General features: G+C 70.6%; 20 protein-coding genes. 5 read left to right on the top strand and 15 right to left on the bottom strand.

The window, feature by feature from the left end:
* Positions 1 to 3: 3 nt before the first annotated feature.
* The 7 genes from UIS43_RS22320 to UIS43_RS22290 form a co-directional block, all read right to left on the bottom strand.
* The gene (locus tag UIS43_RS22320) at positions 4 to 1056 is read right to left on the bottom strand and encodes a M48 family metalloprotease (protein WP_358456206.1); all 1053 of its coding nucleotides are present in this window, start codon (positions 1054 to 1056) and stop codon (positions 4 to 6) included.
* A gap of 786 nt (positions 1057 to 1842) precedes the next feature.
* Positions 1843 to 2424 (bottom strand): DUF4913 domain-containing protein, encoded by a 582-nt coding sequence (locus UIS43_RS22315; RefSeq protein WP_358456209.1) that lies wholly within the window; start codon positions 2422 to 2424, stop codon positions 1843 to 1845.
* A 35-nt stretch (positions 2425 to 2459) separates the two neighbouring features.
* Positions 2460 to 3731 carry a zeta toxin family protein gene (locus UIS43_RS22310; RefSeq protein ID WP_358456212.1) on the bottom strand — a complete coding sequence of 424 codons (1272 nt, stop codon included), beginning with the start codon at positions 3729 to 3731 and terminating at the stop codon, positions 2460 to 2462.
* Positions 3721 to 4041: a hypothetical protein gene (locus tag UIS43_RS22305; RefSeq protein WP_094800922.1), complete on the bottom strand. Its 321-nt coding sequence runs from the start codon at positions 4039 to 4041 to the stop codon at positions 3721 to 3723. Before UIS43_RS22305 ends, UIS43_RS22310 begins: the two co-directional genes overlap by 11 nt.
* Before the next feature lie 247 nt (positions 4042 to 4288).
* Positions 4289 to 4516, bottom strand: coding sequence for a hypothetical protein (locus tag UIS43_RS22300; RefSeq protein ID WP_013151209.1), 228 nt, complete (start codon positions 4514 to 4516; stop codon positions 4289 to 4291).
* A 166-nt stretch (positions 4517 to 4682) separates the two neighbouring features.
* On the bottom strand, positions 4683 to 5693 hold the full coding sequence (locus UIS43_RS22295) for an STM4015 family protein (protein ID WP_370011584.1): 1011 nt from the start codon (positions 5691 to 5693) through the stop codon (positions 4683 to 4685).
* 321 nt (positions 5694 to 6014) lie between these two features.
* Positions 6015 to 6866: an ion transporter gene (locus UIS43_RS22290; protein ID WP_370011581.1), complete on the bottom strand. Its 852-nt coding sequence runs from the start codon at positions 6864 to 6866 to the stop codon at positions 6015 to 6017.
* Positions 6867 to 7481: 615 nt separating this feature from the next.
* Between UIS43_RS22290 and UIS43_RS22285 the strand changes: the two genes are divergently transcribed.
* Positions 7482 to 8033, top strand: a complete 552-nt coding sequence (locus UIS43_RS22285) for a thymidine kinase (protein ID WP_013151206.1) — start codon at positions 7482 to 7484, stop codon at positions 8031 to 8033.
* A gap of 78 nt (positions 8034 to 8111) precedes the next feature.
* Here the strand turns inward: UIS43_RS22285 and UIS43_RS22280 are convergent, their stop codons facing one another.
* From UIS43_RS22280 to UIS43_RS22265, 4 genes are read right to left on the bottom strand one after another with little or no spacing between them, the layout of a single operon-like run.
* The gene (locus tag UIS43_RS22280; RefSeq protein WP_370011577.1) at positions 8112 to 8870 is read right to left on the bottom strand and encodes a hypothetical protein; all 759 of its coding nucleotides are present in this window, start codon (positions 8868 to 8870) and stop codon (positions 8112 to 8114) included.
* A complete protein-coding gene (locus UIS43_RS22275; protein WP_370011574.1) occupies positions 8863 to 10041 on the bottom strand; it encodes an NlpC/P60 family protein in 1179 nt (392 codons plus the stop codon). Before UIS43_RS22275 ends, UIS43_RS22280 begins: the two co-directional genes overlap by 8 nt.
* Positions 10042 to 10045: 4 nt before the next feature.
* Positions 10046 to 10720 (bottom strand): hypothetical protein, encoded by a 675-nt coding sequence (locus tag UIS43_RS22270; RefSeq protein ID WP_370011572.1) that lies wholly within the window; start codon positions 10718 to 10720, stop codon positions 10046 to 10048.
* A 19-nt stretch (positions 10721 to 10739) separates the two neighbouring features.
* On the bottom strand, positions 10740 to 13091 hold the full coding sequence (locus UIS43_RS22265) for a type IV secretion system protein (protein ID WP_370011569.1): 2352 nt from the start codon (positions 13089 to 13091) through the stop codon (positions 10740 to 10742).
* Positions 13092 to 13673: 582 nt separating this feature from the next.
* Between UIS43_RS22265 and UIS43_RS22260 the strand changes: the two genes are divergently transcribed.
* From UIS43_RS22260 to UIS43_RS22250, 3 genes are all read left to right on the top strand, one after another.
* A complete protein-coding gene (locus UIS43_RS22260) occupies positions 13674 to 14381 on the top strand; it encodes a hypothetical protein (protein WP_370011567.1) in 708 nt (235 codons plus the stop codon).
* Between the two features lie 53 nt (positions 14382 to 14434).
* Positions 14435 to 16387: a serine/threonine protein kinase gene (locus UIS43_RS22255; protein WP_071621290.1), complete on the top strand. Its 1953-nt coding sequence runs from the start codon at positions 14435 to 14437 to the stop codon at positions 16385 to 16387.
* A 93-nt stretch (positions 16388 to 16480) separates the two neighbouring features.
* Positions 16481 to 16984, top strand: coding sequence for a DUF3995 domain-containing protein (locus tag UIS43_RS22250; RefSeq protein WP_083555192.1), 504 nt, complete (start codon positions 16481 to 16483; stop codon positions 16982 to 16984).
* 131 nt (positions 16985 to 17115) lie between these two features.
* On the opposite strand, the gene UIS43_RS22245 is transcribed toward UIS43_RS22250, so the two are convergent.
* From UIS43_RS22245 to UIS43_RS22230, 4 genes are all read right to left on the bottom strand, one after another.
* On the bottom strand, positions 17116 to 18408 hold the full coding sequence (locus UIS43_RS22245) for a hypothetical protein (protein WP_013151199.1): 1293 nt from the start codon (positions 18406 to 18408) through the stop codon (positions 17116 to 17118).
* Between the two features lie 153 nt (positions 18409 to 18561).
* Positions 18562 to 19596 carry a hypothetical protein gene (locus UIS43_RS22240; RefSeq protein WP_370011563.1) on the bottom strand — a complete coding sequence of 345 codons (1035 nt, stop codon included), beginning with the start codon at positions 19594 to 19596 and terminating at the stop codon, positions 18562 to 18564.
* A 273-nt stretch (positions 19597 to 19869) separates the two neighbouring features.
* Positions 19870 to 22341, bottom strand: a complete 2472-nt coding sequence (locus tag UIS43_RS22235; protein ID WP_370011562.1) for an ATP-binding protein — start codon at positions 22339 to 22341, stop codon at positions 19870 to 19872.
* Positions 22342 to 22571: 230 nt separating this feature from the next.
* Positions 22572 to 23234 carry an HNH endonuclease family protein gene (locus tag UIS43_RS22230; protein WP_370011559.1) on the bottom strand — a complete coding sequence of 221 codons (663 nt, stop codon included), beginning with the start codon at positions 23232 to 23234 and terminating at the stop codon, positions 22572 to 22574.
* Between the two features lie 511 nt (positions 23235 to 23745).
* Here UIS43_RS22230 and thpD point away from each other — a divergent pair.
* On the top strand, positions 23746 to 24654 hold the full coding sequence (thpD, locus tag UIS43_RS22225) for an ectoine hydroxylase (RefSeq protein ID WP_013151195.1): 909 nt from the start codon (positions 23746 to 23748) through the stop codon (positions 24652 to 24654).
* Positions 24655 to 24792: the final 138 nt, after the last annotated feature.

Here is a 24792-nt window from a genome sequence, read left to right as displayed (position 1 = left end):
AGTTCAGTCCTTGAGCAGCTGGGAGTGGGGACGGCCGGTCATCGGCACCCGGGTCGGGGAGAGCGGATGGTGCGTCCCGGGGGTCTCCAGGTGTTCCAGACGCAGTTCGGTGGGTGGATGGGTGGCGAGGACGGCCGCGTCCCAGCCGCTGTGGGCTCCGTCGAAACCCTCGCCGAGCCTGGCCAGGGCGCTGTACAGCCCCGGGCCGTACCCGGCGGCCCGCGCCTCGGCGTCGGCACGCAGTTCGGCACGCCTCCAGTGCCGGGCGTTGACCGGCATGACCAGGAGGCGGATGGTGACGGTCACGCTCCACAGCAGGACGCGCACCAGGGCGAGGAGGAAGCTCCAGTACACGGCGGAGGCCTGGGCGCGGTGGGCGAGCTCGTGGACGAGGAAGACCGGCCAGGCGATGCCCCGGTTCCACGCGAGGCTGACGGCGTCCCCGTGCTTGTAGTGGGCGACCTCGTGTGCGATCACCCCGGCGACGGCCTCGGCGTCGTGGTCCAGGGCGTCGAGCAGGCCGCGGTTGACGACGATGTGCCGGATTCCCGCGTAGGCGTTGGGCTCGCGACTGTCGTCCATGAGGAGCTTCGGCGGGCGTTCCAGACCCATGCGGGCTGCCGCCCGGGCGACCACCGGCTCCAGCAGTTCGGCCTCGCGGCGGCTGGGGCGGCGGGCGCCGGAGACGCGCAGCCTCGCAGGCTCGGCTGCGCCGCAGTAGGCGACGTAGGCGGAGGCGACGGCCACGGCGGTGACGACCTGGCCGACGGCGAGGGCGAACGGCCAGACGGGGTCGGCCTCCCACAACATGAGCCACGGGGAGACCAGGGCGTGGAAGGCCATGGTGGCCCCGCCGTTGGCGGCCCCGAGCAACGCGCCGATAACGCCGCCGATCTGGACGGCGGCAGTCGGTAACAGGTCGTCCATGCTCACGGGCAGCGGCAGGATCCACGCGAAGACCGTGTTGAGCTGGCGCAGCACCCCGGCACCGGCGAACGTGCCGGAGACGAGTCCGCCGACCGCGCCGAAGACCGCGCCGACAGCGGTCAGGAACACGGCGAGGGGCAGGTTGAACCAGGCCGCGAGCAGCGCGACCGCGTTGCCCGCCGCGTTGTCGCGCAGCCGGGCCGGCCCGCGCCCGGCCCGGCGGGGCGCGTCGCGCGGCGTCGCGGACCGTCCCTCCCCGGTTCGTTCGGGCCGGGGCTGTCCGGGCCGAGGCCGCCCGGTCAGGGTCTCCTCGGGTGCGGAGACCGTACGCGGAGGCGCCCCTGCGGGGCCGGGTGTGGAGCGCGGAAGGCGTGGGAGCTCCGGGTCGGAGCGGGGATCCGGTTCGGGACCGGGCCCCGGGTCGGCGCGGCGGGACGGCTCCGTGCGGGAAACCAGGTCCGGGCGGGAACTCGGACCGGCGTGGTGGGACGGATCCGGGTGGGGACCGGCGATGTGGGAGAGCCCCGTGTAGCCCCCGGTGTCGCCCCCGGGCTCCCGCGCCACCCCCTCCCCCGGAGACTCCGGTGAGGAGCGCGTCAGAGACCAGGGCGGTGCCAGGGCGTCATCTGCGGCGCGGGAGGAAGTGCGACGCGCCGCTGGCCCGCTCCGCCCGCGCAGTGCGGACGGAGGTGGCGCCGTGCCGCACCCGGGACAGGTGCTGGCGACGGCGGGCAGACGGGTGCCGCACTGGTCGCAGTACATGAGGGCTCTCCGGTGGACGGGGAATCGGGTACGGGGCTGGTGTGTGGAGGCTGGAGCGGGTGGGCGGGGCCGTGCAGGACCTGAGCGTGCGGGGACGGGCGGGTGTGGAGCGGATGTGGGTGGACCTGTGCGGCGCGGACTGGCGGTGCCGCCTCAGAGCGCCGGGGGTTCGTCTCCGGGTGCGCGTCCGCCGCCCCACCAGGCCGTGTAGGCGCGAACGTCCCCGGGGTCGGCGTGCGGCGGAGGCACCCGGTCGGGGTCGTGCCGGACGCTGGTGCAGTGTCCCAGTTCGGCGGACATGTCCTGGTCCAGGCGGGGAAGGTGGCGCTGCCACCACTCCAGGGCGAGGTAGGGGTCCTCCGACCTGTCGCGGTAGGCGTGTTCCCAGGCGCGGTGGAGGTCCAACAGCATCTGGACCACGGCGGGGTGCCGGTACCAGCAGGGGCGCAGGCGGGTCATGGTGCGGGGGTGGTGGACGAGGACCCGGGTGATCCACTCCTGGAGGCGCTCCAGGGCGACCGCTGCCTGCCGTCCGTCCATGTCGACCCACGCGGCGGCGGGCTGCCCCGGCCGGTCCGTGCCGGTCGGGGCCTCAGGGCTGCTGACGGAGACGAGGGAGAGGACCTCGTCGGCGAGCCGGTGCACCTGATCTTCGATCCTGTCGAGCCGGGTGGAGGAGTCGGACCGTCCAGACGGCTCGGGCTGTCCAGGGCTCTGGGGGGATGGGTCGCTCATGTGCATGGGGGTGCTTTTCCTGCTGGGGGCCGTGGTCAGCGCTCGGGCTCCAGGACCTCGCGGCCGAGGTCGTCGCTGGTCTCCCTGTGGCGGCGGTTGTCTCGCTCCGCAACCGGGTTCCGGGATTCCTCGCGGAGGAGCCGCTCCCGCCGGATCCGTTCGAGTTTGGCGTCAAGGTCCTTGGAACGGTCCTGGAGTGCGCTGCCGACGCGTTCGGTGGCGGGCTCCGGAGTGGGAGAGGGTGGAGGCGGGGACGGAGCTGGGCTTGGGGGCGAGGACTGTTCAGGGGAGTGCCGGGGTTCGGGGGTTTCCCGCCCAGGTCCGGCGATCCGTTCGGCGTCGCGTCCGACTGCCTTCCGGAGTGCCTCGGGGAGGGTGGTCTCCGACACCGAAGGTCCCTTTCTGCCCGCGCTCTCCAGCCGGTGCTCCCTGTGGCGCCGCTCGGCCTCTGCGGCAGTCTCGGAGACGAGGGGGTGGACGGGTTCGGCCTCCTGATCAGGCCCTAACCGTTCCGGATCTCGTAGGTAGGCCATACGTGACGCGAAGTGGCTGACCTCCGCGGCTGTCGGCTCCCGGGCGCGCTCCCGGACGATGGTGTCGCGGGCGCCCAGCGGATCGCGCATGTTCCCGTCGGGACCGCGATGGTTCTCGTACAGGAGGCCGCCGTCGCGGTTGGTGACGTACATGGAGTCGACGAGCCCCCGGGACTCCAGATGGTGGGCGACGTCGGGGATCTCGGAGTAGAACCGGTCATGGGCTTCGGGCCGAAGCCACCTTCCCACGCCTTCTTCATCACGTGAGCTCTGGTACCTGTCCGCGATACCCAGCAGGCTGTTGGAGTCGTGGGTGGCGACGAAGGCGACACTGACGTGGTAACCCTCGTCGGAGAAGCCCCTGACCCACCCTTCCGCCCAGTCCTTCCGGCCAAGGGGGTGGCTGGCGACGACGTCGTACTTGGTCTCACCAGCTCTCAAATGGTCCATGCACCGCTGGTGGAGATCATCGGGAAGATGCTGCTCAACTATCCGCTGCCCGTTGAAGGGGTGCTCCTTGGCGATCCTCCCGTAGAGAGGATGGCGTTTGGCATGGTCGTCACCGTCGTACAAGGCAGTCCGCGATTGACCGAGTTCGTCTTGGACAAGCCTCTGAGACGAGCTCTTCCCCGATCCAGGTTGACCACCGAGAATGACCGCCCGTGGACGCTCACCAGGTGCTCTGGAAGGCTCCTCAGCCGGGGTGATCTGCCTGATCCTCGTCTGAACCAGCCACTCCCGCTGGGACTCGGAAAGGCTTCCCTCACCATTCAATGCCGTGCTCTTCCTTGAGCGCCGCGACCAGACGGGGGTACTCCTCCAGGATCTCGTCCTGCTCCTCCCTAGTCATCTTCCAAAGGCTCTTCTCCACGTCCATGTAGAAGTTGAAAAGGCGATCGTACTTCCGTGCCTCGTCCGAGCCCTCGTCTGCCAGATGATGCAAGTACTGATAGACGCTCATCACGTTTTCCACTGCCCCACCCAGACGCTCGCGGCGCTTGATCTCGGCGTAGCGGGAACGGTGCGCCTTGATCTCCTCCCACTCCTCGGGAGTCCAGCGCCCGTCCTCCTGCTCGTCGTTCACGGATAACACCCTTCCCTGGGGTCGCAGAAGTCGTCTCACTCGTTCCTACCGCGGAACGGTGACATGGAGCCAGACCGAGGAAACCCATCACCGTGGCCGGGACCGGTCACGCGCGCCTCGGTGGCACCCGAACGCCGGCTCGAACGCGAGAAGGCGCCCCCGATGGAACGAGGGCGCCTTTCGGTGCCGGGATCAGGAGAGGGGCGGAGTCAACCGCCTCGGCTGGTGGAGCCGCTTTCGCGGTGCCTCAGCCGTTCTCCTTCTTGATGCGCTCGACGAGCATCTTCTTGCCCTGCTCGCCGGCCTTCTGGTTGTTCTCCTGGATCCGGCGAAACCACTGGGCGAGCTCGTCGTCGCCCTGTTTCTCGGCGTCCTTGATGTAGCCCTCCAGGCGCCAGACGTTCTCCAGCGACTGGTGGACGGCCCAGACCAGGTTGTAGTTCTTGTCCTTGAGCGGGCTCTCGGGCTCAGCCATGACAACCTCCTCGCCGTCGTTGTCGTGTCTTTCCGTTGCCGGAATCCCACTGCCCAACCCGCCCTACGGGTACACACGGCGACGGGCGATGACGCGCGGCCCCGCGTCACCCCGACCGGACCGAGCCCCCCACTGGTCGGACTTTCCCTCCGGGCACGCGACCCTGCTACTCGGAAGCCGCGGTGTAGTAGTAGGGCTCCTCGTCCTCGTCGTAGTCCTCGTCCTCGTCGTCCCTCCCTTCGTCGAGGTCGAGCTCGACCCCGGTTCCGGCGAACGCGGCCCGCACCCGCTCCACCATCCCCTCGCTCAGGAAGTGGTGGTGCAGGTCGAGCTTGCGCAGTCCGGAGAATGCCTCGGCCCGGTCGACGAGTTCCCTGGCACCCTGGTCCGTCAGGATGCCCAGGGACAGGTCGAGCACCTCCAGGCGCTTGACGACGGGTGCCCCGGCCAGCACCGGAACCCACTCGGTCCAGTGCTCGGCGTTGCGCACGCCCAGGTACCTCAGCCGGGGGAACGCCTCGCCCGAGAGCACCGGCGCCAGATCCTGCGGGGAGGTGCTGCCGCCGTACTCCTCCATCCCCAGCCACAGCTCCAGGTGCTCCAACGCGGGCAGACCCGAGGACGCCACCTCGCGCACGACCCGGCCCGGCAGGCCCCCGCTCTCCAGGGTGAGGGAGCGCAGCGCCTCGTGTGAGGGCACGTGCAGCCCGAGCTGCCCCTCTATGCCGTCGGCGCCCTTCACCGTCAGCTCCTCCAACCGGGGGAAGGCGGCCACGAGCGGCGCCAGGTCGGGCTGGGAGATCCAGGACAGCTCGCACTCGTCGAAGGTGATGTCACCGAAGAAGACCGAGCGCAGGTTCGGCAGCGCGTCGGCGTGCTCGACCAGCAGGTCCGCGGCCTGGTACAGACCCCCGTCGGAGGCATAACCCCATTCACCGATGACGAGTGCCGTCAACTGCCCGGTGTCCACCTCGGACAGGAACCGGGCCAGGTAGTCGGCGCCCTTGTCCTCGGGGGTCTTTAGGAGGTGCTCGCTGGTCCGCAGCCGCCAGGCCCTGGAGGCGGGGTCGCGCGGGTCGCCGCCCCGTTCCCGGATACGTTCGAGCCGTTCCTCCCACGTGCCTCTGGCGGGGAACTCGACCACGGGCAGGCCCGCGAACTCGGTGAGGTCGGACATGAGGACTCTCTTCTCGGGCTTCAGGGGGTGAAATACTGCCCCCATGCCTAGCAGTTCGGGATGACAGACGGGGGACCGGAAACCGCGCGGAGCATGGAGGCCCGGAGGCCGCCGAGTCGGGGAAGCCGCTGGACTCGATGCAGGGCCGGAGGAACACTCGCTCCCCGTCTCCGGGCGGTCCACCCGCCTCAACGACGTTCGTGGCCGGGAGCTGCGAGCGCCCACGTCCTCCCCCCGCCCGTGTCGCCGCCTCTGGTCCGCGGGGCGTGACACGAGCACGCGGACACCCGGCAGCCCGCCTCCGGGCCCGCGTCTGTTCGGCTACAGGGGTGAGGGAGGCGGCGGCTGCGCCGCGTCCCCGTTCCCGCGCCGGACGGACTCGGCCGGCTCCCCGGGCTGGATCGTCCGGACGGCCTGGGCTGTCTGGGTCGCCCGGTCCGCCTGGACGCTCCCCGGAAGGCCGGCGGCGCCGGGGTCCGCGTCCCGCTCGCGCAGCATCCGGTCCAGGCGCTCGACCTGCTGCCCGAGTTCCACCAGGCGGGCCATGACCGCCTCGTGCTGGACCTCCTCCAACTGCTGGTCCTCGGCCCAGCGGACCTCGCTGATCTCCTGCTCCAGGGAGGTGACGATCACCGCGATGACCAGGTTCAGCATGATGAACGCCGTCAGCACGATGTAGCACACGAAGAAGATCCAGGCCGTCGGATGCTCCGCCAGCACCGCGTCCGAGACGTCCGGCCAGCCCTCCGTCGTCATCAGCAGGAACATCGTGTACAGCGACGTGCCCAGATTGCCGAAGAACACCGGCACGGCCTCACCGAACAGCTGGTGGGCGATGATCGCCGAGGTGTAGATGACCACCAGGAGCAGGCCGATCACCGTTCCCACCCCCGGCATGGCCTTGAACAGCGCGGTGATGATCTGCCGCATCTGCGGGACGGCGGTGATCACCCGCAGGATCCGCAGCACCCGCAGGATGCGGAGCACGGCGAACGGGCCGGTGGCCGGGATCACCGAGACCAGCACCACCAGGAAGTCGAACCAGTTCCAGGCGCTCCGGAAGAACCGCCCCCGCCAGGCGTGGATCTTGAGGATCATCTCGACGACGAACACGCCGACGACGACGTACTCGATGACCACCAGATACGGAAGGGCGGAACCCCCATAAGTCATCCAACCCAAAATCACGGCATTGACCAGAATCACCGCGAGCACGATGTTGGAGAACCACTGACTCTCCACGAGCCTGGTGACCTGAGCACGCCGCAATGCCGCTTCCCCCTCGCCAATTCCACTTCCGAGCGATTCGGACATGGGGCATCAAATATATCGAAGCGGACTCAACTTCTGCGCGGCGCGCCTGCCTTTGGTCAGGCGTGTACAGCTTCGCGCTCACACCGGCAGACACGACCACACCCCGTGCACACACTTCACAGAAGGCGCACCCTCACGGTTCCGACGGCCGCCCAGAAGGCGCAGGAAGGGGAAATGGCAGGTGCCGCATCCCATACCCCCGGCTTCCGGTCCGATCAGTGTCCGAAGGCGGTGAGACCGAAAACACCGCGCCCCTCGCGTCCTCCTCGTCGGGGAGGGCCCTTCCCAACGAGGAGGACGCGAGGGGCCGCGAGGAGGAGGAAGCGGCGAACGGGGATGCGCAAGGCGGGCGGGCGGTGGTTCGGGAGGTCCCGCACGTCACTGGTATGTTCACTGCTGGCCACGGCAGGAAGCCCGACACGGTGACGAGCCCGAGCCGTCGACAGCGCCAGCGCCCGCGACACAGGAAGAGACATGGCGGAGCTGAAGTACTTCACAGGTTCGATGAACTCGGGCAAGAGCACGATGGCCCTCCAGGAGCACCACTCACGCGGCGGCGAAGGAGTGCTGTACACGAAGCAGGACCGCGCCGGAGCGGGCATCATCTCGTCCCGCCTGGGCCTGGAGTCCCCCGCCGTGGAGGTGGGCGACGACCTGGACCTGTACGACGACATCGCCGACCGCAAGGCCCCCTACGTCATCTGCGACGAGGCCCAGTTCCTGTCCTACAAGCAGGTGGGACAGCTCGCGGGCGTGGTGGACGGGATGCGGATCGACGTGTACTGCTACGGGATCCTCACCGACTTCCAGGGGCAGCTGTTCCCCGGCTCGAAGCGCCTGGTGGAACTCGCCGACAAGATCGAGGTCCTGCCGGTGTCCGCGCGTTGCTGGTGCGGCGGCCGCGCCACCCACAACGCGCGTGTGGTGGACGGGGTCATGATCTACGAGGGCGAGCAGGTGCACATCGGCGGCAACGAGTCGTACGCGACCCTGTGCCGCCACCACTTCATGGCCGGAGTCGCCTGACCGGTCCAGAACCGTGGATGCCCACGACGGTCCAGATGCCGTGGACGTGGGAAGGACGATGGGTTCCACCCTGCCGCCTCACTCCGGGATAAGGTTCTGCAAAGCCAGGTCGAGGTGATCTTCGAACTTGGCCACCTCGTTCTCGAAGTGCGCAGGGGTGTTTCCATCCTCCGACACCATGGAGAACTGGAGAACGGCGCTCCTTTTTCGGGCTATCGCTATGTACTCAGACCCGCCATTGGGGGTCGCTCCATAAACGTAGTAGGCCTGATCCAGGAAATCCAAATTCTCGCTTTCCTGGAAACCAGGCAATGAAGCCTCAGCCTCATCCCTCCACTGCTCCAGATCACCTTGGGATAGTTGGTCTCGACCGCCATCCGGGGAGAAGATAACAGCGCGATAGGAGAAATGAAAGCTCCAAGGAGTAGTTGTGGTGGCCGTTGGATGCACGACACCGGAACACTCGTCGGAACGGACAAGGCTATCTTCTGAAGGCTCCCCACCTTCAATGGCCGTGTCTACTGGACCTTCCGAATCTTCGTTAAGATTAAGGCTTACGCCTGATATAGAAGGCAAAGATATACGGCAAAGGTCAAACTTGTCCGCCACAAATTCGTCTCGTGGCGAAGTGGTTTCAGCTGCCCCTGCCCCGGCTGCTCCCGGAGGCTGCTCCGTATCACCAAAACCCGAAGTCAGGGTCGTCAGAAAGCTACCGAGGAGTGCAACGACGACGCCGAAAACACCGAAGGCAGCAAGGGTTCCGCACCCGAAAACCGCCGCGGCGGCCTTCCACCCGTGCAGCCCCTGCTTGCCGGGCGGTGCCTTCTGGTCAACCACGACTGTCCTGCGCCTCCAACTGGGCCTGCACGTCCGGGTGCTCCAGCGGACGCGTGAAACCCATGATGTCCGCACGATTGGGGTCATCGTACTCGCGCACCGCGATCGGACCACAGTTGGTGCACCAGGCCTCGACCATCAGCCCGTCGCCGATCACCATGCCCACGTGCCCCGGGCCGGGGGGCTCCCCCGCCCGGCTCACATGGAAGAACACCAGGTCGCCAGGCTGTTCCTCCCCCTGGGAGACCTCGGGGCCGAAACCCCACTGGTCCTGGGAGATCCGCGGAATGGTGACGCCGATGCTCTCGTAGGCCTTCTGCATCAGACCGGAGCAGTCGAACCCGTTCGGGCCGACGCCGCCCCAGACGTAGGGCTTGCCGCGCTGGGCCAGGGCCCAGTCGACCACGGCCTGGGTCAGCTCGTCCGGGGCGCTCCCGATCGGGGCGCCCTGCGCGTCGAGCTGGCAGGCGACCGCGGTCTCGATGGAACCCGACGTGTCGTACTCCCCCTCCGCGTACTGCTGCGCCCACTCCAGCACGTCGTCCACGTACCACCAGGCGTGGTTGTAGCCGTAGATGGCCTGCCGGACGTCCTCCTTCAGGCCGTGGGCGATCAGGTAGTCGGCCGCGGCCGGGATCGCGTCGGCGGGGTCGTAGACGCTGACGATCCCGTCGTCGTTTCCGTCGACGCCGTACCCCTGCTCGGGGCGCTCGTCCACCGGCTGCACGGGCTCGCCGCCCCAGCTGTTGCCCGCCGCGGAGCCGTCCAGGGAACCGAACTGCATCGGCCCGGCCGCACCCCAGTCGTTGTGCCCCTCGGTGATCCCCGGGCCCTCCCAGCGCCCGTGGTGGGACTCGACCTGGCCCACACCCGCGAGGATGTTCCACGGGATCCCGCGGTCCTCCCCGACCTCCATGTAGATCCGCAGGTAGTTCTCCGGAATGGAGTCCATGGCGTAGCCGCTCGCGTCCGGCTGCTCGGCGTCCGTGTCCGGCCCGCAGACCAGGCCGTTCGCCATCATGGAGCCGATCTGCTGGGTGGTGTTGGTGATCACGGGGATCACCAGCATCGCGAACACGGTCATCAGGGCGACCGCGATAGCGACGGCTGCGCCGAACCACAGGCCCGCCGCACCCCTATCAGAGGGCCTGCGGGTGAAAAGGGAGATCACGGGGTCACTCCTCTCCGAACTGCCCGGCGTCGGCGGGCTGGAAGTCGAAGACCCTCCAGGAGCCGCCGCTGCGCACCACGGTGACGGCGAACTCACCGAGGTTCTCGTCGAACTCGGCGCTCCCCGTCTCGGTGATGGACTGCGCCGTCACGACGAAGGTGACCGAGTCGGCGCCGAAGGTCCGTACCGAGTCGACCTGGGCCCGCCCCTCGGCGACCGCCCCGGCCTCGGACATCTCGCTCCAGAAGGCGCCGACCCTGCTGGTCTCGGCCAGCACCCCGGCGAACTCGGGGGTGGCAAGCTCCTCCATCGAGGCGTAGTAGGACTCGGGGGACTGGGTGTAGTCGATGGTTCCGTAGGCCTCGGCGAAGGCCCGGGCCGCCGCACCGGCCGCCTGGAGTTCCGCCTCCGTGAAGGGGAACCAGTCGAGGACGTCCACGTCCTCGGCGGCGGTGGTCGGGATCGGGCTCGGCTCGACGGTGGACAGCCCGTCCGGGCCGCCGGGTCCGCCCGGCGACTCCTCCTGGTCGGTTCCGGGTTCCGGGGAGGCCGAGGAGGGATCGTCCTCCTCGGCGCCCCCGAAGCCTCCGAGGCTCAGGTAGAGCCCAAAGACGACCAGCACGACGATCAGTCCGGTGAAGACAGCCCGCTGGGCGCGTTCGGGGAGAGGGTTGGGCATCGCTTCGGGCCTTTGTTCGTCAGTCGTCGTTCAACCAGAAGGGGACGTCCCGCTTGCGGTCCCTCGTCGTGGAGGAACCGCTCTCCCCCCAGAAGGGGGTGATGGGAGCGTTGTCCCTGCGCTTGCCGGACCCGGTCAGCCAACCGCCGTCGCCATCGCCCCGGCCCCGGCTCTCACCGGAGGGCGCGGGACGGGCGGGACGCTGGGGGGCGGGGCGTTCGCGCCGCTCCCTCGGTGAGCCCCAGCGCGACGCCCTGGCGTTCGGGTTGCCCCGGGCCGGGGTGTCCGCGCGTCCACCGAAGATGCCCTGGCCGGTACTGGGTTCGGGCCGCTCGGAACTCGCGGCGCGTCCGCTCCCGGCCGCGGGGGCGCCCCCGCCGAACACCGAACCGCCGCCACTGCTTCCACCGCCGTCCCGGCGCTCGGAGCCGCCACGGCCCCCCGAGGCGGTGCCGAACACGGAGGCCCAGCCGCTGTCGCCGGTGCCGGTGTAGCCGCCGCTGGGTCGGGGCGGAATCGCCCCGGAGGCCGCGCTGCCACCGGAGAGGCTCGGCGCCTGGTCACCGCTGCGCGCGGACCCGGCGGGCCGGGTGCCGCCACCGCCGCCGGCCGGAGCGCTCCTGGTGACGTTGAGCGGCGGGGCCGCGTTGTCGCGGACCCTGCCGTACCCGGCGGTGCCGCGTGCCCGCGCTCCGTCCGCGCGGACCGGACCGCCGTCGGCCGGGACCTCGTCGCCGATCCCGGTGTCCACACCGCCGTTCGGGACCCCTCCCCCGCCCGCGGGGACCCCCGCGGCCGCTCCGGCGATCTGCGGCCCCCGGCGCAGCCCCCAGGCCTGCGCCTTGAGGTTGGCGACCGGCGGCAGCACCACAGCGCTCCGGCTGAGCGCCTGGCTCTGCGCGGCGTCACTGACGATGCGCGAGGTGAAGGTGTTCGCGTTGACCGAGGAGAACAGGTAAGCGAAAGGCTTGCGGTAGACGAAGAGGGCCACGGTGAAGAGCGCCAGCAGGATCATCTGCAGGCCCCAGCCGAGGCTGGTGGACATGACCATGCCGTAGCACATGACCAGGAGCGAGATCAGGAGTACGACGAAGATCTGTTTGAGCAGGAAGCCGATCATCAGCTCGACCCAGCGCAGCAGGACCATGCGTCCGTAGCCCGGGTGGATGCCGATGAGCAGGAATATGGGAGCGAGGAGGAAGAGCAGGAGGAAGGCGATCTTCAGCACGATGAGCGCCACGGACCCCGCGAGGATCAGTCCCCCGGCGAAGACCGAGGCGAAAAGCGCGAGCGTGGCCACTCCCAGACGGCTTCCCTGGTCATCGCCCGCGAAGAGAGGGTAGACGCTGGGATAGAACTCCTGCACGTCAGCGGCGATGGCCTCATAGGCCTCCTGCTTCTCCGCAACGAGTTCGTTGGCGTCGATCTCCTCGTCAGCGATCTGCTGCTGCTCAATTCTGCTGATCCCCTGAGCAGCTATCAGGTCAGTTGCATGGAACGAGGCGGCTACCTCGCCAACATCGCTGTTGCCGAACTGCCCGGCGAGCCAGGGCTGGCAGACGAGACTGGACCACAGCATGTCCGCGTTGCGCCTGACCTGGAAGTCGGCCTCGGACTCCCAATCAGCGCGCTCCGGTGGCTCTGCCCCTGAGGGGCATGTCCCCGAACCGCCTCCGTAGGGCACCTGCCCGATCGTGCTCGTCACCAGTTGACTGCCGGAGTTCACCAGGCCACTGGCCATACCCATGATCTGGGACGGGTTGACGAGGATCCACAGCCCCAGGGCCGTCGCCGCGACCATCCAGACGCTGGACTCGATCGTGAGCGTCATCCGCTTCCGGATGAGCCCGTACCAGCCCAGCCACAGGGCCCCGAGGATGACGACCGTGGGGATCAGCGGACGCCAGATGCCCTCCCTCAGCGTGACGACCACGTTCTCGACGAGTTCGTTGAAGCTGGCGAGGAGACCGTCGGAGGTCGCGGCCTGGTACACCGTGATCGTCGACTGGTTGATGGTCTTGGACAGGTCCCAGGCCGTGTTGGCCAGGGTCGCCTGCGCGCCGTTGCTGATCCCGTCGACGCAGGACTCGGTGATCATGTGCCACTGCTGCCCGGCGGTGCCGTACTGGCCGTACATGCTGGCGTCGGGCGGCAGACCGTCCGTGGAGCCCTCGATGGAGGACTGCGACTGCGGGGGCACGAGCAGGCCGTCGGAACCGCTTCCCGCCGACTCCGGCAGCGGCGCGGGCTCGCCCGGGCACAGCGGGTTCGCCTGGGCCCCGGTGAGGGGCAGCACGACGAGACCGGTCAGCATGAGGAACGTCATCAGGAGGCGTCGCCATCCCCGCCGTCGGACGTGCTGATGCGTCATCTGCTGGCTCCTGCGTCGTGGTTCGGCCGAAGGCGATGTTCGCAGACACCGGGGCCCCGTCGATGCGCCCGTACACGCGTGCACACCGCACGCGGCCGTGCGCGACCGCAAGGCCCCCGCATGTCTCTACCCCATCCTCTATGGTGCGCCATCAGCGGGTCGGGGAACCGGCGCAACGCGTCGGGTTTTCCCCTTCTCTCCCCCGATGTGGCCAGACCCCGGAGGACAAAGACGACCTCTGCCAACGTTTGCGCAGGTAGCGGGTGCGAACGGCCTTCCGAAACACCCAGAAACCACAAGGCCACAATTTCCTAGCCACCTCCGCACTATGAGGGGCGTCACACTCAGTTTCACCATCAAAAGCGGACACCGAGACATCAACCGGACTGACACCCGATACCAGAACCGCCTTCGGTGGAACCCCGAGTCCGCATTGCCGCAGGACCGAAACCTGACCTAGGTCCACAACGGCATCGCCCTGTTCCCTTCCGACTCAACAGCCCCTTCCCACCCGGACAGCTCTTCGCCCTCCCGCTCTCCCCGGTCGTCGCGGCGTCGCTGCTGCTCGCGGGCATGTCGTGGATGACGGCCGAGGAGGAGGACCGGCGGGCCCGGGCCGAGCTCGTGCGCGACGTCGCCGGCTTCCCCCCGGTGATCGCCGTGTTGGACTCGCCCGACTGGGAACCGGCGCAGACGTGGTTCCACGAGGACCCCTGGACCGCCGGTACGAGGTACGTGCCCGTCGACCCCTCCCCCGAGCCCGACGGGTTCGGTCCCACCCCGCGCAGCCACCCCCTGGAGGGGACGGACGACCCGGCGTGGACGCCTGTGTACGAGGGGTGCGACCTGGAGGGTGGATCACGGTCGTGCGAGGAACACGGGGACGTCGTCATCGCCGTCTCGGCGGACGACGCCGTCGGGTCGCTCCAGGCCCGCATGGTGATCGCCGAGGGCGTCGGGGCCACGCTCTCCACGGATCCGCCGACCGATGAGACGGGCGTTCCCACCACGGAGTTCCCCGCATCGGCATGGTGGAACTGTCCGGACACGTCCGACCGGCCAGGCCGGGAGAGGCCGAGGAGAACGCCTCGGCGGTCACGGAATGACATTTCGCGAACACCCGAAACGAGGGGTCCCGTCCCCCTCTTCGCGCCGTACCGTGCCGCGCGGGTGACCGCTACCGGCCACCCTCGCACCGGGGTGTGGGGAACTGTCCGCAATGGAGGGAGAATGGTTCAGGAAACACGGACGAGTGTCACAAAGTGCTGCTGTAGGGCTTTTCTCGGATAGATTGTCCTGCGCATCGTCACCCCTCTCCCGACCCCCTGAAGGGATGCGCGCCTATGTCCGCCTCCGGTCACTCCTCCGTCGGCCGCTACGAGCTGCGGGAGAGGCTCGGCGCCGGCGGGATGGGCACCGTGTGGCGCGCCTGGGACCCCTCCCTCCAGCGTGACGTGGCCATCAAGGAGGTCCTCCTCCCCCAGGGCATGGACCCCGAGGCCCGCGCCGAGGCGCACGCCCGCACACTGCGCGAGGCCCAGGCCACCGCGCGGATCAGCAACACGGCGGTGGTGACGGTCCACGACGTCCTCGAACACGAGGACAGCCCGTGGATCGTGATGGAACTGCTCAGCGGCAAGTCCCTCCAGTACCAGCTGGACCACCACGGTCCGATGCCGGTGGAGCGGGTCGAGGAGGCCGCCAGGTCGCTGCTCGGCGGTCTGAAGGCGGTGCACGCGGGCGGGGTCACCCACCGCGACGTCAAGCCCGCCAACATCATGCTCACCGACGACGACCGGACCGTGCTGACCGACTTCGGGATCGCGAACGTCGACGGCGGCGCCGCCCTCACCCAGACCGGCGTGTACATCGGTTCGCCCGAGTACATGGCGCCGGAGCGGTTCGAGGGCAAGCGCGCGCTGCCCGCGTCGGACCTGTGGAGCCTGGGCGTCACCCTGTACGCGCTCCTGGAGGGCCGCTCACCCTTCAAACGGGAGAGCATCACGGGGATCATCAGCGCGGTGCTGACCGCGCCGATGCCTCCGCGGCTGTCGTTGGACGACGCGGAGCACAGCCCCGCGAGCGCGCCGCTGCGGGCGCTGATCGCGGCGCTGCTGGCCCGGGACGCCTCGGCGCGGCCCAGCCCCGACGAGGCGCTGGCCCTCCTGGAGCGGGAGAAGCAGGCGCAGGAGGGCGACGGCGGCGTCGGCGCCGGGGCGCAGGACTCCCCCGGCACCGGGGGGCAGCCCTTGCCCCTCACCGGCCCCCAGGAGGCGGACAGCGGCTCGTGGAGGGCTCCCGGCACCGGAGCGCAGAGCGCGCCAGGCGGCGCCGTGCCCACCGGCCCTTCGGGGGGTTACCGACCGCCGTTCCCCGTCGCGGGTCCGGGGACCCCCGGTCAGGCGGGTCCGGGCCAGGGCGCTCCCGGCACCGGCCCCCACCCGCCGTGGCACGCGGCCCCGGGCGGCCCGAACAGCCCCGGCGCTCCTCAGGGCGGGCCGGCGTTCCCGAGCGGGCCCCACACCCCCCACGGTCCCGGCGGCCCCGGGTTCGCGGGCGGACCCCACAACCCGGCGTTCCCCTCCGGCCCCCACGGTCCCGGTTTCCCGGGCGGTCAGACCGGCCCGAACCTCCCCGGCGGCACGGCGGCGCACGGCCCGGGCACGGGTCCCGGGGCCTACCCGCAGGCACCGCACGCAGCTGGCCGCCAGCCCGCGCCGCAGCCGCCCCCCGGGGCGACCGGCCAGTTCTCCCTCCCCTTCCCCTCCGCGGGCACGCCGACGGGGCGGGGCCCGCTGCCCGGCCAGCCGGTCGGCGGCCCCGGGCACCCGGGGATGTTCCCCGGGCACGGCGGCGGCCCGGCCACCGGCGCCCAGATGCCGTGGGAGCGCCCCCGGACGGGCATGCCCGCGACCGTGGTCACCGCGGCCGTGATGCTGGTGCTCAACGGGCTCTACCTGCTGGTCCTGGCGGTGCTGTTCACCGTGGAGTCCACCAGCGGGTCCCTGGAGGTGAACGGGGCCTCCATGGCCCAGCTCTACGTCTGGGGCCTGCTGTCGACGGTCGCGGCGCCCGCCCTGTTGACCCGGTCGCGTCTGGTCTACGGGGGCGTCGTGCTCCTGCAGATGGTCGCGGCGGTGGTCCTCGTGCTCAACATGTTCACGGTGGTGGTCTACGCCCCCGAACAGCTGCCGGTCTACGTGCTGGTGCTGCTGCTGAACCTGGCGGTCGCGGGCCTGCTGCTGATCCCGGCGAGGGCCCGGGCCTACTTCGGGTTCGGCGCGGACTTCCGCTGACCCCGTCCCGGGCGCCCCTCCGCGGGGCCCCGGGGCCGGGCGCACTGGTTCTCACGGCACCGTGGGCGCCGGGGCGGTGGCATGCTGCTCGCTATGCACGAAGATCCGCGGGACAGGGGGGACGGGGCGGCGTCGGGGCTGTGGGGGCGCGTCGCGTGCGCCTGGGCGGTCGCCTTCGCCGTGCTCCACCTCTACTGGGCGCTGGGCGGCGACTGGGGCCTGGGCGTCTCGGCGGGCCCTGTGGCCGTGGAACGCCCGGGGTGGTTCGTGGTGGTGGGACTGTGGGGCGTGGGTCTGCTGTGCCTCGTCGGCGGCGCGCTGGGCTGGCTCCTCGCCAGGCCGCGTCCCCCGGGCCCGACGGGGCGGGTGGTCAGGACCCTCGGCTGGTGTGTCTGCGCCGTGCTGCTGCTGCGCGCCGTCACCGTCGAGGTGATGCTGCTGGCCGACCCCGCGGGCCGGGAGACCACCGTCAGCCCGGAACAGCGGATGTGGACGCTGCTGCTGTGGAACCCCTGGTTCCTGGTCGGCGGACTCGTCTTCGGTCTGGCCGCGCTGGGGTTCGCGCGAACGCGTGAACCGGGGAACGGCGACGCCTGAGGGCGCGGCACGGAACACCGGTCAACGCCGCGGGACGCCGGCACCCCACGCGCGGAACGCGGGCGAACGGAGGACCCGCGCCCCCACGGGAGCCGGCCGCGGGCGGCCGGCCCCCGCCCGCCCCGGACCGCTCACCAGTGGGTGAGCTTCAGCTCTCCCAGCTCCGCCAGGGCCACGCGCCCCTCCTCCGCCAGGACGCGCACCGTCTCCTCCGCCTCGGAGAGGGTGACGTAGCGGCCCCGCGACACGGCCTCGGCGGGCGAGGGGCTCTCCATCCACAGCCGGGGACCGCTCTCCCACACCATCTGCACGACGGCGCCGCTCGGGGCGGTGAACACCGCGAACGTGCCCTTGCTCGGGGTGAGTTGGTGGACGACCAGGCGCGCGGCGGCCGTCTCCAGGGGTTCGGCGTAGTCCATGAAGCCGAGGCCCTCCTCGGCGGCGTCCGCGTAGTGGACCTCCACCAGCCCGGTGTGGGCGGAGCGGGCCTCCTCGCGCGGCCAGACGGCGCCCACCACCCAGCGGCTGAGGGGCTCCTCCACGCGCTCGCGGGACAGCGCCGGTCCGTGCCGGACGCGCAGGAGGTCGAAGTCGCGTTCGAGGGCGATGGTGTGGCCCCGGTCGCTGCTCAGCGTGGCGACGAAGAAGCGCGGCAGCCAGGGCAGGACCATCCGGGACAGCTCGCGGACGCTCACGCGGCCCTGGTAGTGGGAGACCCACTCGGGGACCTCGTAGGGCCCCGGGTTGTTGAAGGACACGTGGACCATGGGCTCGCCGTCCACGGCGGGCCCGGGGAAGGCGGCCCCCCGGCCGAAGCGGCGGCGGTTCCAGTCCATACCGACGTGGAGCTTGCGGTCGGGGTCGCCGTCCCACTCGACCGTGAGCCCGTGGGCGCGCAGTGCCTCGGCCACCTCCTCCCCCACGGCGGCGCGGCGGATCGGGTGGCTGGCCCCGAAGCCGATGGTGAGCGAGGATCCCGCGACCGCGTGCGCGGCGTCCTGGTCGTGGTAGAAGGCGTACCCGCGCGCCGGGGTGTCGGCGGGTCTGGAGTTGCGGGCGGCGAGTTCGCCCTCCAGGGCGGTTCTGGCGCAGCGCTCGCAGCAGGTGAACTCCTCGCGGGCGATGACGCCGGACTCGTCCAGGGCGCGGAAGGCGCGCGTGAGGCGCTCGCCGTCGGTGCGGGCGGGCCAGCGGCGCTGGCGCTGGACGTGTTCGGCCAGGACCCGGTCCACGTGGTCGTGGAGCCGGGCGGAGGCCTCGCGGACCTCCCGCCCGCCGGGGTCGCCGTCCTCCAGCGTGTCGAGCAGGCTCCGGCGGGCGTCCCGGAGGAGTTCGACGAACCCGCCCCGGCCCGAGGCGACCCCGACCGACACCGTCTCCTTGGCGGAGGTGAGGGGGTGGACGCTCTCCCTGACTTCACTCATTCGCCCAATGTGTCAGAAGCCGGAGGCGTTTGGGGACGATTGCCGAAGTCCCCACTGTCCGCATCCGGACAACTACCGCGATGCTGGTCACAACCGGTGCCGCGGTGTCCGGGGCCCACGGCCGCGCGCCCCGGACGCGGTGGCCGCGGGGGCTCACCCGTGGGCGACCAGGTCGTGTCCGGCCAGGCGGCTGACGCGCTCGTCGCGGACCTGCCGGGCGAGGGCTGCGGTGGCGGCGAGTTCGGCGACGTCCGCGGCCCGGGTGCCGAGGAAGCCCGCCGCGGCCAGGTGTTCGGTGTACTCCGCGGTCGAGTCCACCGCATCCTGGCACTGCTCCCACTCCCGGTGGGCCGCGACGGCCTGCTCGACCAGGCGTCCGTACTCGGTGATCTGGGCGACCCGGGCGCGCACGGCCTCCTCGACGGCGTGCAGGTGCTCTCGCTGGGGCTTGAGCGCCTCCCTGACGCGGGGAGAGACCGCCCGCTGCCAGCGGCGCTGGTGGGAGCGGCGCAGTTCGCGCTGCCGGGCCAGGAGCGAGGCGATGCGCCACTCCTGCTCGTGCAGGACGGTCAGCGCCCGGTCGGTGTCCAGGGACTCCCCGCCGAGTTCGGTCCGGGCCCCGCGCACCAGGTCGATCGTGCGCTGCACCTCCACCAGCAGGGCGTGGTCGCCCTCGCTGACGTCGTCGGGCAGCACCACGCGCTCCCGGTACCGCTCCCGGTCGGTCCGGCGCACCCGCGAGGTGAGGGTGTCGGCGGTGACCACGGCGACGAGCACCCCGAACACCACCCACGGGATGCCCGGGGAGGGGTCCTGGGGCACGACGTCCAGCAGCCAAACCGGCGCGGTGACCAGCGTGCCCGCCCCCGCCGCGGCGCCCGCGGCCCGCACGGCGGGGTGGGCGTCCCGCCGGAAGGCCAGGGCCGCGACGTAGGCGACGAGGCTGACGCTGGCGATCACCATGCCCAGGTACCAGCCCGCCGTGATCAGGGCCAGGGTCGTGGTGAACCCGACGCCGAGCAGGTGGACACCGCTGTCGGACAGCCTCGGAGGGCGGGCCTCGGGGGGCCCTCCGCCGCCTCTGGGCGGGGGTTCCGGAGGCTGTGCCCCCAGGGAGGCCTCCCGGCGCTGGCGGTCGGGCAGGGCGGGGTCGATGACGGGTCGCGGCCGGATGGCGTCCTCACGCATGGGCGGTCCCTCGTGAGCGGTGGGGGGTCGGAATGCCGGGGCTGGGGAGGTCGGGCACCCGGGGCGGAACCCGACAGGGTAGGAGATTCCCACCCGGGAGCGCCCCGAACCAGGCGCCGCGCACCCCTTGCCCGGAAGGGCCCGCCGTCCCGCCCCCTCCACGGTGATCCTGCTCCCCGAGGGGCCGTCGGCGTCCCACAACGCCTCCGGCAGCAGGATCACCGGAAGGGAGAGAGCTCCTGCGTCACACCCGCAACAGTTTGGGTTGACCGCCTAGAGCTGCTCGTCGCGTCCGCCCGCGGGCACCAGGTTCTCCTCCTCGCCGGGGCGCTGGCGGGTGGGGTTGGTGTCCAGCCAGCGCAGCAGGTTCTCCGAGACCAGGTCGACGCCGATCCGCCCGACCCTGCCGTCCAGGTCCCGGAACAGGCACTCGCCGTTGCCGAGGTTGCGCAGCACGGCGAGGTGGTCCTCGTTGGTCTCCACGCCCAGCAGGGACATGACGCTCTCCACCTCGAAGCGCTCGCTGGAGCGGAAGGCGAACACCGAGGACAGGCAGTTGGTGACCTGCTCGTTGAGGAGGTCGCCCGCGTTCTGCGAGACGAGGATGAGCGCGGTGTTGCGGGAGCGGCCCATGCGCGAGACCTCGGGGACGAGCTTGGCGCCCTCGGGCGTGGAGGTGACCGCCCAGGCCTCGTCCAGGAAGATCGCCTTGGGCAGGTGCCGGTCCAGGCCGTTCATCAGGCGGCGGGCGAACTGGGAGACCAGGTAGAGCAGGGCGACGGACAGGCGCTGCTCGTAGGAGTAGTCGTCGCGGCCCACGCCGGAGTCGGGCAGGGTGAGCCCGCCCAGGGTGAACACGGTGGTCCAGCCCTCGGTGTCGATCCGCGCCTCGCCCTGGGGGTCGAAGCACAGGCTGGCCAGCCGCATCTCCGACATGGACTGCAGGACGGCGCCCAGGTTGCGCGAGGCCGCGCCGGGCGAGGAGACCAGGTGGTCCACGACCTTGGCCAGGGAGGGCTGGGGCTGGTTGGCGACGGCGGCCACGGCCTGGATCATGGCGGACTCGCGCTCCTCGCTCATGCGGGGCAGGAGCAGGCGCAGGGTCTCGGTGGCCATGGTCTTCTTGGCGGACAGGTCGTCGCCGAAGGCGAAGGGGTCGAGCAGGCCCGGCTGGGCCGAGCCCAGGGACATCATGCGGGCCTTGCGGCCGCGTCTTTGCAGGAGTTCGACCAGGGACTCGGCGTCGCCCTTGGGGTCGATGGCGGCGACGGTGACCCCGCGCAGGGCGAGCTGGTAGATGAGCAGGAGGGCGAGGGTGGTCTTGCCGCCGCCGGGCTCGCCGGTGATGGCGATGGCGGTGGGGCGGTTGCGGGCCGCGGCGACCATGGGGTCGAAGTGGACGATGGAGCGGGCTCGGCCGATGGTCTCGCCGACGTAGGGGCCCACCCAGCCGCCCCCGGAGTGGTCGACGCGGTCGCCGACGTCGACGGTGGCGGTGGGCATGCCGCCCGCGATGGTGCGCAGCGGCTGGCGCTGGGCGTAGGCGTTGAGGCGGATGCGGTCGCCGGGCAGCGACTCGTTGAACAGCGAGAACTGGTCGCCGGTGGAGTTGATGACGTCGATGCCGATGTCGCGGTAGTGCTCGATGACCGCCTCGACGTGCTGGCCGAGCAGGCGCTCGGTGGGCGCGGACACCATGAGGCGGTGCCAGCCGTAGACGAAGGGCAGGCGCTCCTTGGTGATGCCGTGCTCCAGCATGCGGGCGGCGTCGATCTGCTCGGCGAGCGCGATGGGCGCCTCCACCCCGGCCTCGCGGATGTGGGCGTCCATGTCGCGGGCGTGGGCGAGCTTGCGGCCGACGTCCTTGGAGGCCTTGGCGGGCGGGATGAGCTTCATCCGCAGGGACATCTCCACCGGGAAGGGGAGGGCGTCGGCGTGGTGCATCCAGGGCTCGCCGTCCGGGAAGGGCATCAGGTCCGGGAAGCGGGCGAAGGACAGGAACGCGACGTGGGTGGACCCCGCGGGCTGTTCGAGGCGCAGCGCGGAGCGGCCGTTGTGCACGACGCCGTCGACCAGTGCCTCGATCTCGCCGCGGCCCCAGGTGCGCCGTCCGGCCGCCGAGGGGCGGATCTCCTCGGCGGTGCCGCTGACGGCGTGCCGGATGAGCCAGGCGATCTCGTCGGAGGTGGCGTGGCGGGCGTGCAGCGAGCTGGCGGCCAGGGCGCGGCCGAGCCGCTCGGCCTGGTCGGTCCAGCGGGCGATCTCGCGGTCGTCCACGGCGTCGTCGTTGAGGCCCAGGACCTGTTCGGTGCGCTGGTAGGCGCCGAAGACCTGGGAGAACAGGCCGAGTCCGGCGCCGGCGTTGCGCTGGCCGAGGCGGACGCCGAGGTAGACCTCCTTGGTCCAGAAGTCCTTGGCCCACACGTGCCGGTACGTCTCGTCGAGGTAGTCGTACCAGCCGGGGCCGGAGTCGGAGGTGGCGTCGAGCCGGGTGGCCCACTCCGCGGCCGGGTAGGTGCGGTGGGCGACGCGCAGGTGGACCTCGGCGTCGTTCATGCGGATGGCGGCGAGGGCGATGGTGACGTTGGTGGCCAGCGCCTGGCGCTCCTCGGGCGTGGTGAACTCGTAGGAGACCGTGGGCAGGCGGAAGTAGGCCCAGGCCTCGCTGTCGCTGAACAGCACGCGGTCGTCGAAGTAGCGGACCGCGAGGCGGGTCGTGCCACGGGTCCCCCTGGTGCCGGTCATCTCTTCGCCCTTCTGGTCGCGTCGCGTGGCGGGGTTCCGTCGTTCCTACCCGGACCCGCCGCCCTCGCCCCCTTCATAGTGGAGTATCGCCCCGGAACGGGAGAAGCGGACGGGGTTACGGCGCGCCAGAACCCCGGAGGACGCTGACGGGCCCGCCTCCGGGGGAGACGGGCCCGACCTTCCGGGGGGCGGTGGCGTGTTCGTCGGCACGCGTCCCGCCCTGTGGCGCCCTAGCAGGCGGTGTCGATGGTGTCCTGGATGGCGGACCTCTCCGCGGAGGTGACGGTGAGGTCGTAGCGGTGCTTCACGTTGACCCAGGCCTTGACGTAGTCGCAGTGGATCGCGGTGTTCTCCGGCATCCACTGGGAGGGGTCCTTGTCGCCCTTGGCGCTGTTGCTGCTGACGGTGACCGCCCACAGCTGGGGGGAGTCGACGTCGTTGGCGAAGTCGCGGCGCCGCTCGGTGGTCCAGTCGGACGCGCCGGTCTTCCAGGCCTCGCTGAGCGGAACCATGTGGTCGACGCTGATCTGGGAGACGTCGCCGTCCCACCACACGTCGTCGAAGGTGCTGTACCAGCGGCCGGAGGTCGGCTGGCAGTCGGAGTCGGTGACCACGTCGTGGCCGTCGCGGACGAGCACGTACTGGCGGGCGGTGCAGGGGCTGTCGACGACGCTCCAGTGCGGGAAGAGGCCGCGGTCGTAGCCGGTCTGGGGCCCCTTGGCCCGGACGGTGAGGGAGTCGAGCTGGCTCTGGGCGGTGGAGGCGCTGGGGATGCCCGGGGGCAGGACGTGGTCGGCGGCGGCCGGGGCCGACCAGCCCAGGACGACCGCGAGGACGGCGGCGCTGAGGGCCGCGAGCGCGCGGGGAAGCGCACGGGGGCGGGGGGAGGGCACGTTTTTCTCCTCTGTGAGCGGGTGGGAGGAAAGCACGGACCCCACCACTGTGCGACAACCGCTCCTCTCCCACCAGTACCCCGCGGGAAATTCCGTCGAAATCGGGGATGACCTCCCGACCCTTCGCCCGGAGTTCTGCACCAGCCCCTGAACCGTATTCGTGTGATCTAGCGCACTCCGAAAGTGGGTTCTTTCACAAGCGACCCCGAGGGCGAAGGGCGCGGGCGGACGACCTGGGAAGACGCACGAGCAGTACGCATTCATTCACCCTGAGTGACGCAACGCAGGTGAGCGAACGACCCCGGCCCGAGGTAAAGATGGGGGCGAAAAGGAAAACCGGCCGCCCTCACAGTTTTCCTCCATATAGTATAACTGTCATACCCGACAAAAGGGACACTAAACACCGCACATAAAGAAGCCGTAAGTAGGCTTTCCCGCCCTTTGTTAAGTTCGCATGTCGTAGGAGAAACCGTCGACATCGGAGAGGATGAACCCCGCCAGGGGATCGACCATGACTCTGCAGATGGACCTTCCGACCAGCACCGCGGACGAGTACCCCACACGTAAGAGCACCGAACCCGCCCTGTTGTACCGCAGGGACCCCGCCGTCTGGGGGACCGACGAGGGCCCCTTCTCCCACGACGAGCTGTGCGCCTATGACGAGCGCGGCTACACCCAGATCGACTCCCTCATCACCCCGGACGAGGTCGGGGCCTACAGCGCCGAACTGGAGCGGCTGAGCTCCGACCCCGACCTGCGCGGCGACGAGCGCGTGGTCGTCGAACCCTCCTCCGACGAGGTGCGTTCGGTGTTCGAGGTGCACAAGGTCAGCAAGGTCTTCGCCGACCTGGTCAACGACCCGCGCCTGGTCGACCGCGCCCGCCAGATCCTGGGCTCGGACGTGTACGTGCACCAGAGCCGCGTCAACTACAAACCGGGCTTCGGCGGCGGCTCGTTCTACTGGCACTCCGACTTCGAGACCTGGCACGCCGAGGACGGCATGCCGCGGATGCGGGCGGTCAGCTTCTCGGTCGCCCTGACCGACAACTACGCGTACAACGGCGCGCTGATGATCATGCCGGGATCGCACAGGACGTTCGTCTCCTGCGTGGGCCAGACCCCGGACGACCACTACCGCGACTCGCTGAAGAGCCAGCACGTGGGCACCCCGGACCAGAGCTCCCTGTCCTACCTGGCCGACCAGCACGGCATCGACGTGCTCACCGGCCCGGCGGGCGGGGTGACGGTGTTCGACTCCAACTGCATGCACGGCTCGGGCGGCAACATCACGCCCTACCCCCGGTCCAACGTCTTCATCGTCTTCAACAGCGTCGAGAACGCCTGCGACAGACCGTTCAGCGCCCCCGCCCCGCGCCCGGAGTTCCTCTCCGCCCGCGAGTTCACCCCCGTGGGCCGCTGACGCGCCCGAGCGCGCCGCGTGGCCGCAGGCCGCCGCGAGCGGAACGCGTGCCCGCCCGGAGGGCATGGTCCCGCGCCCCCGTGTGGGGCGGGCTCCCCAGCCCGCCCCACACGGGGGTTCTCCCGTGCCGGGAAGCCG

It is taken from the genome of Nocardiopsis sp. LDBS0036, assembly GCF_041228755.1.
GTDB classification, from domain to species: domain Bacteria; phylum Actinomycetota; class Actinomycetes; order Streptosporangiales; family Streptosporangiaceae; genus Nocardiopsis; species Nocardiopsis dassonvillei.
The sequence above is the reverse complement of the archived record's forward strand: the minus strand, read 5'-3'. Positions and strand labels throughout refer to the sequence as shown.